Raw genomic sequence first — 13,252 nt, 5'->3', positions numbered from 1 at the left:
GCGATCAGGGACATGCCGAGGTCCGAGGTCATCGCGATGTTCTGTGCCACCGGATAGTACAGCTCCGGCGCGGTCGGCCGATCCAGCCGCACGTTGCGGACGTCGGCGGCGACGCCGACGATGAACCCGCGATCGAGCTCCCGGCCGATCACGTTCTCGCCGGGGAAGTAGCGCCTGGCGAGCGTCTCGTTCACGATCACCGCCGGCGGTGCGGTGGGGGTATCGGCGGCGGTGAACGCGCGTCCGCTGACGATCGGAATGCCCATCGCCTGGAAGTATCCGGGCGTGATGTAGCGCAGCTCGATCACGCGGCGTACGCCGGGCTCCGGCGCGCGGCCGCGGATGTTGAAGTCGGCCTCCCAGCCCCAGTTCTGCAGCGGGACCATCTGGATCAATCCCGCGGCGCGGACCCCCGGCACCTGCGCCACGCGGTCCTCGATCGCCTGGTAATCGGCGGCCGCGGCGCGCGGCGTCAGCTGCAGCACCGCGACCCGCCCGGTCGCCATGCCGGTGTCGATCGAGCGCAGACGCACGACCTCGCGGATCACCATCGACGCGCCGACGGCCAGCACGAACGCGAGGGCGACTTCGATCACCGCGAGTCCGTCCCGGAGATACGCGAAGCGGCGTCCCATCGTGGCGTGGCCGGACGATTCCTTGGTGATTGCCTGCGCGTCGAGCCGCGCGGCGATGAACGCCGGCGCCAGGCCGAAGACGATCGCGGTCAGGGTGCAGACGCCGAGCAGGAACGCGAAGGCCTGCCAGTCGAGGGCGATCTCGTGCGCGCGCGGAATCCTCGCATAGCCGATCCTGGCGAGCAGCGCCACGCCCCACCGCGCGATCACGATCCCGCCGGCCACGCCGAGGAGGCCGAGGCAGAGACTCTCGATGAGGAACTGCCGTGCAAGACGGCCGCGTCCGGCGCCGAGCGCGGCGCGCGTCACGACCTCACGCGCACGGGCCGACATGCGCGCCAGCAGCAGGTTCGCGATGTTCGCGCACGCCGCCGCCAGGACCAGCCCCACCGCCGCGAACAGCATCCAGAGCGATCGCTGGACGGGCGCGATGACGACATCCCCCAGCCCCTGTACGCGCACGCCGACGCGCAGTCGCGGGTTCGCGGCGCGCTGCTGCTGCTCGAGACGGGCCGCAATCACCGCCAGATCCGCCTGGCCGCGCTCGCCGGGGACGCCGGGCTTCAGCCGCGCGACCACGGTAACGCGGCCACGCCGCGGATCGAGCGGCACCCAGACGTCCGTGCGCGATTCCGGGAGCGCCGCCGCCACGAGCGAGGCGGCGCGATAGGGGAACTGAAACCGCTCCGGCATCACGCCGAGCAGGGTATAGGCGCGGCCGTCGAGCCGCAGCGGCTGGTTGAGGGCGGCGGGATTCCCGCCGAAACGTTCCTTCCAGAGCCGCGCGCTGATCACCGCCACCGTCGGCGGATCGCCGGGTTGGAAGGTGCGTCCGATCAGCGGTTCCGCCCGCAGCACGGAGAACAGCTCCACGTCCGCGATCACGGCGTTGAGGCGTTCGGGCGCCCCGGAGCCGTGGTCGAGATGCCGGACCGCCACCGAGTACGCGGCAAAGCCATCGAAGGTGGACGTCCCGGCGCGGTAGCTTTCCAGGTCGCTGTAGTTGACCGGTCCCTTCAGCGGATCCGGCTCGCCGCGCTCTTCGCGCCAGCTTCGCCCGTATACCTGCACCAGCTGGTCGGGCTCGGGGAAGGGGAGCGGCCTCAGCACGACCGCGTCGAGTACGGAGAAGATCGCGGTCGTCGCGCCGCTCGCCAGCGACAGCGTCAGGATCGCGGCCGCCGCGAATCCCGGGTTTCGCCGCAGTGTCCGAAGCGCGTAGCGAAGATCCTGGACAGCCTGCTCGAGCCACACCATGACCACCTCTTCTGGTGTGAAGGACGGGGTGCCGCCGGGGTCGTTAACAGCGCACCTATTCCGGCAGGTCCTCGGCCTTGGGCTCCGGCAGCCACCAGCTGGCGATGAAGGCGATCACGTACACGGTCGTGCCGACCAGCGCCGCCGCGTAGGCGAGCCTGACGATGGGCGTCGCGCCGGGCATCGACGCCACGAGGGTGGTTGTGAGCAATGCGGCCGACGTGCCGATCATGCGACCGCCGACGTTCGCGGCGAAGCTCTCCCCCGTGCCGCGCAGGTGGACGGGGTAGACGCGCGGCAGGTAATTGCCCCAGAAGCTCATCTGCGCGATCGTGACCAGGCCGACCGCCAGGATGCCCCACTTCACGGTCTCGACGCTGCTCGTCGGCGCGTAGAAGAACACGAGCGGCAGCAGGATCAGGCCAGGGATCTGGAACACGTGCACCAGCCGGCGGCGGCTCAGAATGCGGACGGCGAGAAAGGCGAGCAGGATGCGTCCGGCCAGCCCGCCGATTTCCTGGAAGTACTGCACCGCGCTGACCGTCTGCTCGATCGCGGGCCGATCCAGTCCGCGCACCTCCGCCAGGCCGGGCACGATCCGCGGCATCTGCTGGATCGCGCCGAACGCCGCGCCGTAGACGCACGCCATCATCAGTGTCGTCACGATCGTCGTCCGCGCGTACTGCGGCCGGAATAGTTCGCCGAACGACGGCCGCCGCAGCGTGCCGGCCGCCTTCTTCTCGCGCCACACCGGCGATTCAGGCAGGAACGGCCGGATCACGATCAGCGGGATCGCCGGAATCAGACCCGACATCAGTGTGTAGCGCCACGGCGCGTGGCCCCCGGCAACGGCGGGGAAGTTGGCGGCGTTGACGACCGCGTAGTGATACGCCCCGGTCACCATCAGGCCACCGAGCGAGCCGAACGCCTGGGTGTAGCCGATGACGGCCTCGCGGCGCTTCGGGTCCGAGAAGAGCTCCGCGAGCCACGCCACGGCGGCGACGAACTCGACGCAGACGCCGACGAAGGTGCAGATCCGCCAGAAGAGCAGCTCGTAAACCGAGGTCGAGAATCCCGCGGCGAACGCCGACAGCGCGTAGAGCAGGATGCTGTAGGTGAGGACGCGGCGACGCCCGAACAGGTCGGTGAGATAGCCGCCGAGCAGCCCGAAGACCCCGCCCGCGACGGCCGGCCAGTAGAACAGGCGGCCCACCCACATGTTGATCGCCGGATCGGTCGCCGGCACGCCGAGCAGATCCATGAGCGCCGGCCGGGCGATCAGCGGCAGCATCAGCAGTTCGTAGGTATCGAACGCAAAGCCGATCGCGGCGATGACCGCGATCAGCCAGGTTTTCCTGTCCATCTCTATACCTCGTACTTCGCGAGCGTGGCGGCGGAGGGAAGCGACCCCGCCGTGGCGCGCGACACGACGAACATCAGCAGCGCCGAGCCGATCGTCATCGGCACCACCGGTAGGAATCCGAGCACCGTCGTCCCCGCCGCGATCCGGGTGATGACATCTACGCCGCCCACGGCCCAGACCGTTACAGCGGCGCCGGGCGGCGGGGCCGGCACGGCCGACTGGAACAGGGCCACCGCCGCCACGGCCGCTCCCGTCCACACCGCGACGGCCAGCGCGCCCCACCTGGTGCTCTTCTTCCAGAAGAGCGCCGCCACGAGCAGCGGCGAGAGGGCGGAATAGCCGGCGAACGCGTACTGGCTGGCGATGTCGAAGATCGACTGTGGCGCGGTCAGCGCGATGCTATACGCGATCACGGTCAGCAGGATGACGAATATCCGCCCGGTCTGGACCTGCACCGACGGTCCGAAGCGCGCCTGCCCGCCGTAGTAGGCAAACACGTCTTCGGTGAACATCGTCGACAACGCCAGGATCTGGGAGTCGCTTGCCATCACCGCCGCCATCACGGCGGCGCCGAGGATGGCCGCCAGCCACAGCGGCGCATAGCCCTCCACCAGCCTCAGGATCACGTCGTCGCCGCTCGCGGCGGCGCGCAGTTCAGCCCGGCGCTCCGGCGTGAGCTGTGCTCCTGGCGCGTTCAGCGCGGCCCGCGCTTCGACCTTGGCGTTGATCGCCGGCAGATCGCGGGCGCTGTTGGCGGCCACGCCCAGGAAGACCGACGGCAGCCAGATGGCCAGCATGCACAGGGGGTAGAGCACGACCGTCCGCCGGAAGTGCCCGAGGCGCTTTGCCGTGAGGCAGAAGATGCCGATGTGCGGAAAGGCCAGCGACGAGAGCGGAATGAACGTGTAGCTGAAGAAGTAGAGCGGCGAGACGCGCTCACGCGTGAGCAGCGGTGCGGTCGAGGGGGACGCAAGCAGCGATTCGATCGCATTGGCGAACCCGCCCATGCCCTGCGCGATCACGGTAACGGCGACGGCGCCGAAGGAGAGGAACAGAATCGTCTGAAACGTATTCACCCAGGCGGTGCCGCGCATCCCGCCGAAGAACACGTAGCTCATCACCACCATCGACACGACGGCGCCGCCGAGCCAGTACGGCACCGCGCCGCCGCTGACGGCGCGCAGCGTCGTCCCGCCGCCCATCACCGCGATGACGATGTAAGGCACGAGCAGGACGGCCTGGACCGCGAAGATTACCGTGCCGATGTGGCCGCACTCCCACCGATCGCGGAACATCTGCACCGGCGTCATGAACCCGTGCCGCTTGCCGAGCGCCCAGAGCCGCGTGCCGATGACGAAGAGTCCGATCGGGATGACGAGCGCCGACGAAGACGCCATCAGGCCGTAGGTGACGATGCCGTTGGCAAACGCGTGACCGGACGCGCCGAGGATCGAAAACGCGGTCATGTTCGTGCCGAACAGGGACAGCAGGAACACGACCGGACCGATCGAACGTCCGGCGAGGAAGTAGTCTTCGGCCGCGCCGCCGCCGTTGGTCCTCGGCCGGCCGGCGAAGACGCCGATCGACAGGACCAGCGCGAGGTAGGCGAAGACGACCGACGCGGCAACCATCTATCTGCCGGCGTCGTCGAGATGCGAAGGCCAGTGATGCCGGACCAGATACAGCATCAGCAGCGAGATGCCGAGCGTGTAGGCGGCGTGATAGGCGAGACCGACCGGCAGGAAACCGAACACGAGCGGCCGCGCGCTCCGCCAGAACCAGAAGTCCTGGTGCAGCAGGTAGACGAGTACGATGACGAGCGCCACGGAGACGTATCTTATAAGGTTCCGGCCTCCGCCTTCGCCCCTGCCCGGCGCGACGGCGAGACGGCCCTTCGGGCCGGCGGTGAAACGGCGCGAGCGCCCCTTCGAGAACCTCAGGGTCGCCCTGAGTCGAGTCGACGGGCGAGTGACGCTGCAGGGGAGCCCGGGGGGCGAAGGCCCTCGGATGAAAACGATATACTCGACGCCATGCTCCCTTCGCCGACCAGCAGCCCACAGGAAGCCCTCGATCGCTGGGTGCGGGAGGTCGTCGACTGGCATTTCGATCCTGCGACCGGCTGTCCCTTCTGGCTCGACTTTGCGAAGAAGGCCGGCTGGGATCCGCGCCGCGAAGTCCGCACCTTCGGCGACCTGGCGCGCTTCGGTGAATTCCAGGACGAGTGGCTTCGCGGCGGACCGGTGCAGCGCTGGGTGCCGCGAGGGCTGGCGGGCAAACCGATTTTCGTGTTCGAGACGGGTGGGACGACCGGCGTGCCGAAGACGCGGATCGCGTCGGAGGACTTCCGCATCGATTACGAGCTGTTCAGCCACACGCTGCCGGACGAGTACTTTCCCAAGGGCGCGAACTGGCTGATGCTCGGTCCGTCCGGGCCGCGCCGCCTGCGCCTTGCCGTGGAGCACCTCGCGCAGTACCGCGGCGGGATCAGCTTCTGCGTCGATCTCGATCCGCGCTGGGTCATCAAACTGATCAAGAAGGGCTGGACCGAGCACCTCCAGGCCTACAAGGATCACGTGATCGACCAGGCGGTGACGATCCTCCAGGCGAACCACGACATCCGCTGCATGTTCACCACGCCGAAGCTGCTCGAGGCGCTCGCGCTCCGGCTGGAAGACATGGGCACGTCGATCCGCAAGGCCGGCATCACCGGGATCTTCTCCGGCGGCACCGAGTTCACGCCGCAGTGGAACCGCTTCGCGCACGAGGAGCTGCTCGACGGCGCCTACATGACGCCGACCTACGGCAACACGCTGATGGGCCTGGCCGCCAGCGCGCCGAGCGGTCCCGCGAACGGCTACAAGATCACCTACTACGCGCCGCAGCCGCGCGCCGTCGTGCAGGTGGTCGACTTCGACGATCAGAACAAAGTCGTGGAGTACGGCCAGACCGGACGCGTGAAGCTGACGACGCTGACGAAGGAGTTCTTCATGCCCGGCTTCCTCGAGCGGGATGAAGGGGAGCGCGAGAAGCCGCACGACAAGTATCCGTGGGACGGGGTCAGCGGCGTCCGGCCATTCCACGGCTTCGCCGCCACGACCACTGTTGGTGTGTACTAGAGACAGGAACACAAGAGGTCCCGGCGTCCTCCGCGACGTCTGCGTGACCGTGACCGGCGCTGAATAACCCGATGCTGCATCTACCGATACTCCGCTGGGGCCAACCGTACGATTCGCTGGAGAAGGACGAGGTCGTCCACTTCTCGACCGGCGAGCCGATGGCGACCGTGAGCCGCGCCAACGGCGGCATGATCCAGCGCGACGCGCGCAAGGCGGCGCGCGCCCGCGAGGTGCTGCGCGAGTTTTCCATCGACGAGCTGATCGCCCGCGCCGGCAAGGCCGGCGAGCTGTACATGAGCGGGACGCTGCCGATGGGTACCGGCACGCAGTCGCCCGACGAGTTCGCGCGCGCGCAATCGGCCAGCACCGGCCTGCCCGAGAAGATGTGCCGCGCGAACATGAAGAAGAACGCCTTCGTGCTCGCCGAGATGCGGCGGATCCTCGAATCGCTGACGCGCGGTCTGGCGCTCGACGTGCTGTCCGCCGGATACGGCGAGGAACGCGGCGTGCCGATCAGCTTCCAGGTGCAGAGCCCGGTCGTCGGCCTCGTGCTTCCGTCGAACTCCCCGGGCGTGCACACGCTGTGGCTGCCGATCATCCCGCTGCAGGTCGGCCTGGTGCTCAAACCGGGACCGCAGGAGCCGTGGACGCCGTACCGCATGACCGAGGCGTTCTTCCAGGCCGGCATTCCGCGCGAGGCGATTTCCCTGTATCCGGGCGGCGCCGACGTCGGGGCCGCGGTGCTCGACGCGCTGGATCGCACGATGATCTTCGGCGGCCAGGCGACGGTCGATCGCTATCGCGGCAACCCGAAGGTCCAGGCGCACGGGCCGGGCTTCTCCAAGATCCTGATCGGCGACGACGTGGTCGACCGGTGGGAGGAGTTCCTCGACGTCATGGTCGACAGCATCTTCCTGAACAGCGGCCGCGGCTGCATCAACACCTCGGGGATCTGGGCGAGCCGTCACACGCAGGCGATCGCCGATGCGATTGCCGCGCGCCTGGCGAAGATCGAGGCGCTGCCGCCGGATCACCCCGACGCGAGCCTGGCCGCATTCACCGTCCCCGGCGCGGCAGACGCGATCAACGCGGCGATCGACGCCGACCTTCAGGCCCCCGGCGTCGTCGACGTCACCGCGAAATACCGGAGAGGTCCGCGCCTCGTCAAGCAGGGGCGTGCCGATTACCTGCTGCCGACCATCGTGCACTGCGACTCGCCGGAGGCGGCGATCGCCAGCAAGGAATACATGTTCCCGTTCGCGACGGTGGTGCAGTGCCCCGAAGCGAAGATGATCCAGGCGATCGGTCCCACGCTCGTCTGCACCGCGCTCACCAACAACGAGGAGCTGCGGCGCAGGCTGCTCGACGCGGTGCACGTCGACCGGCTGAACTTCGGTCCGGTGCCGACCACGCAGCTGAACTGGCTGCAGCCGCACGAAGGGAATCTGATCGACTTCCTGTTCCGGGCCCGCGCCTTCCAGGCCGCGGCGATCTAGAGCGGCCTGGGCGGCGGTGAACATCCTCTCAATTACCGCCGGAGCCGCCGGGATGTACTGCGGCTCCTGCCTCCGTGACAACGCGCTCGCGGTGGAGCTGCTGCGCCGCGGGCACCGGGTCACCCTGCTGCCGCTCTACACGCCGACCAGTCCGGACGAGACCAACGTGAGCCACCGCCGCGTGCTGTTCGGCGGCATCAGCGTCTACCTGCAGCAATACGTGCCGTTTTTCCGGCGCAGCCCGAAATGGCTGGATGCGCTGCTCGACGCGCCGTGGCTGATCAAGACGCTCGCCAGCCGATCCACGTCGACCGATCCGAAACTGCTCGGCGACATGACGATCTCGATGCTCGAAGGGGATCACGGCGTGCTGCGCAAGGAATTCGGCAAGCTGCTGACGTGGATCGCGGACGAGCCGGTCCCCGACGTGATCAACCTGCCCAACTCGCTGCTGATCGGGCTCGCCCGGCCGCTGAAGCGCGCCCTCGGCCGGCCGGTGTGCTGCACGCTGCAGGGAGAGGACCTGTTTCTCAACGAACTGATCGAGCCGTACCGGACCCAGGCGATCGAGCTGATCCAGCGGCAGGTGCGCGAGGTGGACCGCTTCCTGCCGGTCAGCGAGGCGTACGTGCCGGTGATGTCGTCGATGCTGGCCATCCCGCGCGACCGCATGTCCGTCGTCCCGCTCGGGATCAACCTGACGGGATTCGCGCGGCGCGAGCGTCACGGCGATCCGTTCCGCGTCGGGTACTTCGCGCGGATCGCGCCGGAGAAGGGGCTGCACGTGCTCGCGGACGCCTACGTCCGCCTGCGCCGCCGCGTCCCGCAGGCGCGGATGCGGCTCGACGCCGCCGGGTACATGTGGCCGGCGCAGGCGCCGTATCTTGCGGAGGTCAAGGCGCGGCTGCGCGGCGCCGGCCTGGCGGACGAGTTCATGTACCACGGCAGCGTCGATCGCGACGGCAAGCTCGAGTTCCTCCGATCGCTCGACGTGCTGTCGGTGCCGACGCCCTACGACGAACCGAAGGGCGTGTTCGTCCTGGAGGCGATGGCCGAAGGGGTCCCCGTCGTGCAGCCCCGCCGCGGCGCCTTCACCGAGATGATCGAGAAGACGGGGGGCGGCCTGCTCGTCCCTCCCGACGATCCGGATGCGCTGGCCGGAGCGCTGCACGATCTCTGGGCCGACCGCGCGCTGAACGAACGGCTCGGCGAGCGCGGCTTCGACGGCGTCCGGCGGCACTACGACATCGCCAGGTCGGCCGACCGGCTGATGGCAGTCTATTCGGAGGTCACGGGTTCATCCAGCGGTTCTGGATCCCGGGGCTGACGCCGGGAACTGAGAATGCTGCACGTCGCTCAGCTCACGAAGGACTATCCCACCGCGCGCGGACCGCTGCGCGTGCTGTCCGGCGTGTCGTTCGACCTCGCGCCGGGTGACGCGGCCGCGGTCATGGGACCGTCGGGGAGCGGCAAGAGCTCGCTCTTGTACGTGCTCGGCGGGCTGGAGCCTCCGACCGCAGGAACGGTGACGCTCGACGGCGTCGACCCGTTCGCGCTGCCGCCGGCGCAGCTCGCTGCCTTCCGCAACGAGCGCATCGGGTTCGTGTTCCAGGATCACTGTCTGCTGCCGCAGTGTACCGTGCTCGAGAACGTGCTCATTCCGACGCTGGTCTCGGCGAAGTCCGCCGGACGGCAGCAGGCGGAGGCGGACCGCGCGCACGCCGAGAAGCTGGTCGCGCAGGTCGGCCTCGCCGATCGCAGCGATCACCGGCCGGCGCAGTTGTCCGGCGGCGAGCGCCAGCGCGTCGCCATCGCGCGCGCGCTGGTGCGGCAGCCGCGCCTGCTGCTGTGTGACGAGCCGACCGGCAACCTGGACCGCGCCGCGGCCGACAACGTGACCGGCGTGCTGCTCGACCTGCACCGGTTGCAGAACACGATCCTCGTGGTGGTCACCCACAGCGCGGAGCTGGCGGCGCGGCTTCCGATCCGCTTCAACCTGCTCGACGCTCAACTCCGCCGCTCGTGACCGCAACCGACCTGATCCGGCGGGGGCTCGCACACTACTGGCGAACCAATCTCGCGGTGATCGCCGGTGTGGCGACCGCGGTCGCAGTGCTGTCCGGCGCGCTGCTGGTCGGCGATTCGGTCCGCGGCAGCCTGCGCGACCTCGTCGTCGAGCGGCTCGGCCGCACCGATCGCGCGGTGCTCTCCACCGGGTTCTTCCGCGAGCAGCTCGCCGGCGACCTCCAGAACGACCCGGCATTCCGCCAGGCGTTCGCCGCCGCCGCGCCGCTCGTGATCCTGCAAGGGGCGGTCAGCGAGCAGACCACCGGCCGCCGCGCGTCGAACGTCGCGGTGTACGGCGTCGACGATCGCTTCTGGCAGTTTCACGGAGTCCAGCGGACCGGCCCTTCAGGCCGCGACGCATTCGTCAGCCGGGCGCTGGCCGCCGACATCGGCGCATCGGACGGCGGCACCGTGCTGGTCCGCCTGGAGCGTCCGTCCGCGATCCCGATCGAATCCGTCCACGGCCGCAAGGAAGACGCCGGCCGCACGATCCGGCTCACCGTGCGCGGCGTGCTCGATCGCGGCGCGCTCGGCGAGTTCACGATCCGGCCGCAGCAGGGGGACGTCCGCGCCGTGTACGTGCCGCTGCGCCGGCTGCAGCAGGATCTCGAGATCGCGCGGAAGGCGAATGCGATCCTCGTGGCCGACCAGCCGGCGCCGCAGGTGCACGACGCCGGCCAGTTCCTCGGCGCGCTCCTCAAGAAGAACGTCCACCTCGAGGACTACGGACTGGCGCTGCGCATCCTCGATCCCGAGCGCGGCCTGGCGCTCGAAGCGGACGCCGGCGTCATCGACGCGAGCCGTTCCTCGGCCGCGGAGCAGGCGGCAAAGCTCGCCGGGCTGACCTCGCATCCCGTCTTCACCTATCTGGCCAACACCATCCGCAGCGGCGCCGCGCACGTGCCGTACTCGCTGGTCTCGGCAACGTCGATCGTGCCGATCGTTCCGGCCGGATATCTCGATCAATCACAGGCGCCGGAGCGGCCGCCGATCGTCCTGAACGACTGGACCGCCCGCGATCTCGGCGTGAAGGTCGGCGATCCCATTACGCTGGACTACTACGTGTGGCAGGAGCCCGGCATCCTGGTCACACGTCAGGCGGAGTTCGCGGTGGGGGCGATCGTGCCGATCGAAGGGGCGGCCGCGGATCGCGATCTGACGCCGGTGTATCCGGGCATCACCGAGGCCGACACCCTCGGCGATTGGGATCCGCCGTTTCCGATCGACCTCAAGCGGGTGCGTCCGAAAGACGAGGACTACTGGAAGCGGTATCGCACCACCCCCAAAGCGTTCATCTTCGCGAGCGTCGGGCAGGAGCTGTGGAAGACGCGTCACGGCGATCGCACGTCGATGCGCCTGATCCCGGGCCCCACGCAGACGCTGACGCAGGCGCGCGACGCATTCGCCGCCGCCTTCCTGAACGCCGCCGATCCCGCCGCCAGCGGTATCGCCGCGCGCGCCGTCCGGGCCGAAGCCCTCCACGCCTCCCGCGGCGCCACCAACTTCGGCGAATACTTCGTCTATTTCAGCTTCTTCCTCGTCGTCTCCGCGCTGGTGCTCGCGGCGCTGTTCTTCCGGCTCGGCGTCGAGCAGCGTGCCCGCGAAGTCGGGCTGCTGCGCGCGGTCGGCTACAGCACCCCGGCGGTCCGTCGTCTGTTTGCCGGTGAAGGACTCGTCCTCGCCATCGCGGGGAGCGTGCTCGGCATCGCCGGGGCGGTGGCCTACGGCGCCATCCTGATGGCGGGACTGCGCACCTGGTGGTCCGGGGCCGTGGGGACGACGGCGCTCACGCTGCACGTCTCGCCGCTTTCCCTGGCGGCCGGCGCCGCCGGCGCGCTCCTCGCGGCGATGGGCTGCATCTGGTGGACGCTGCGCGGCCTGTCCCGCATCTCCGAGCGGTCGCTGCTTGCCGGCGACATCCGGCCGTTCGAGCAGTTCGCATCGCATCCGTCGGGCCGGCGTGTGCCCGCCACAGCGCTCGGCGTGCTGCTGTTCGTCGCCGCCATCTCGCTCATCGCTGCCGGAGCCGCGAAGGCGATCCCCGCCGCCGGCGCGTTCTTCGGCGCCGGCGCGTCGATGCTCGGCGCGTGTCTGTTCCTGCTCGCCGCGCGGCTGACGGCGGTGTCGCGCGCCGCGTCGAGCGTGCGTTCCACACCGGGGATCGGCTTCCGCAACACGACCGAGCGGCCCGGACGGAGCGTCCTCGCCGTCGCGGTGATCGCCTCGGCCACCTTCATCCTCATCTCCGTCGACGCGTTCCGGCGCGGTGAGATCGATGCGTCGGACCCCCATTCCGGCACCGGAGGGTACCCGCTGCTCGTCGATCTGGCGCTGCCGCTGGTACACGATCCGAATTCGCCGGACGGCCGCGACCTGCTCGGGCTGCCCAGGACGGGTCTCACCGTCGAGCCGTTCCGGCTGCTGCCGGGAGACGACGCGAGCTGTCTGAACCTCTACGAACCGACCAATCCGCGGATGCTCGGGGCCGGACGGCGGTTCATGGACGCGGGGCGATTCGCCTTTCAGGGATCGCTGGCCGCATCGGACGCGGACCGGGCGAATCCCTGGCGCCTGTTGACCCAGCCGCTGCCCGGCGGCGTGATTCCCGTCGCCGCCGATGCGAACTCGATGACCTACGTGCTGCACAAGGCGCTGGGTGACGAGATGGAACTGGTTCGCGGCGACCGCCGGATCCGGCTCAGGTTCGTCGCGGCGCTCGCCGACAGCATTTTCCAGAGCGAGCTGATGATGTCGGACGAGAACTTCGTCCGGCTCTTTCCCGAGCAGCAGGGCTACCAGGTCCTGCTGATCGAGACCCCTCCGGCGCAGGCAGCGGAGATCGCGCAGGGCATCGAGCGCACCGCGTCCGATCTCGGCGCCGACGCCACGCCGACGGCGCGGCGCCTTGCCGAGTTCCACGCGGTCGAGAACACGTACCTGTCGACGTTCCAGACGCTCGGCGGGCTCGGACTGCTGGTCGGCACCATCGGGCTGGCCGCCGTCCTGCTGCGCAACATCCTGGAGCGCCGCCGCGAACTGGCGCTCCTGCGCGCCGTCGGCTACGGCCGGTCGAACCTCTTTGCAATCATCCTGGCCGAGAATGCGGTATTGCTCGGCTGCGGACTGGCGATCGGCGCGGTGAGCGCGTTCATCGCGATCGCACCGGCCGCGCTGGAGCGCGGCGCGCGGCTGCCGCTCACCTCCGGCGGATGGCTGCTGTTGCTTGCCGTGCTCGCCGCCGGACTGCTATCGTCCATCGTCGCCACGCGCGCCGCCGTCCGGTCGCCGCTCGTGGCGGCGCTCAGATCGGAGTAGAAC

Annotated in this window: 9 protein-coding genes; 5 read left to right on the top strand and 4 right to left on the bottom strand. The window is 69.4% G+C overall.

Annotated elements, in window-relative coordinates; genetic code table 11:
• The 4 genes from VFK57_11795 to VFK57_11780 all read right to left on the bottom strand — a co-directional run.
• A partial coding sequence (locus VFK57_11795; GenBank protein ID HET7696385.1) for an ABC transporter permease occupies positions 1-1,892 on the bottom strand: 1,892 nt, incomplete at its 3' end.
• Between the two features lie 55 nt (positions 1,893-1,947).
• A complete protein-coding gene (locus VFK57_11790; protein ID HET7696384.1) occupies positions 1,948-3,255 on the bottom strand; it encodes an MFS transporter in 1,308 nt (435 codons plus the stop codon).
• 2 nt (positions 3,256-3,257) lie between these two features.
• Positions 3,258-4,886 carry a hypothetical protein gene (locus tag VFK57_11785; protein ID HET7696383.1) on the bottom strand — a complete coding sequence of 543 codons (1,629 nt, stop codon included), beginning with the start codon at positions 4,884-4,886 and terminating at the stop codon, positions 3,258-3,260.
• Entirely contained in the window at positions 4,887-5,081 is a 195-nt protein-coding gene (locus VFK57_11780; GenBank protein ID HET7696382.1) for a hypothetical protein, read from the bottom strand.
• Positions 5,082-5,285: 204 nt separating this feature from the next.
• On the opposite strand from VFK57_11780, the gene VFK57_11775 reads away from it, so the two are divergent.
• The 5 genes from VFK57_11775 (at position 5,286) to VFK57_11755 (ending at position 13,249) form a co-directional block, all read left to right on the top strand.
• A complete protein-coding gene (locus VFK57_11775) occupies positions 5,286-6,371 on the top strand; it encodes a hypothetical protein (protein HET7696381.1) in 1,086 nt (361 codons plus the stop codon).
• A gap of 71 nt (positions 6,372-6,442) precedes the next feature.
• Positions 6,443-7,867: an aldehyde dehydrogenase family protein gene (locus VFK57_11770; GenBank protein ID HET7696380.1), complete on the top strand. Its 1,425-nt coding sequence runs from the start codon at positions 6,443-6,445 to the stop codon at positions 7,865-7,867.
• Positions 7,868-7,883: 16 nt separating this feature from the next.
• On the top strand, positions 7,884-9,194 hold the full coding sequence (locus VFK57_11765) for a glycosyltransferase family 4 protein (GenBank protein ID HET7696379.1): 1,311 nt from the start codon (positions 7,884-7,886) through the stop codon (positions 9,192-9,194).
• Positions 9,195-9,209: 15 nt separating this feature from the next.
• Positions 9,210-9,893 (top strand): ABC transporter ATP-binding protein, encoded by a 684-nt coding sequence (locus VFK57_11760; protein HET7696378.1) that lies wholly within the window; start codon positions 9,210-9,212, stop codon positions 9,891-9,893.
• Positions 9,890-13,249, top strand: coding sequence for an FtsX-like permease family protein (locus VFK57_11755; GenBank protein HET7696377.1), 3,360 nt, complete (start codon positions 9,890-9,892; stop codon positions 13,247-13,249). The genes VFK57_11760 and VFK57_11755 overlap by 4 nt, the downstream gene beginning before the upstream one ends.
• Positions 13,250-13,252: the final 3 nt, after the last annotated feature.

Source organism: Vicinamibacterales bacterium (assembly GCA_035699745.1).
GTDB lineage: Bacteria > Acidobacteriota > Vicinamibacteria > Vicinamibacterales > 2-12-FULL-66-21 > JAICSD01.
The sequence above is the reverse complement of the archived record's forward strand: the minus strand, read 5'-3'. Positions and strand labels throughout refer to the sequence as shown.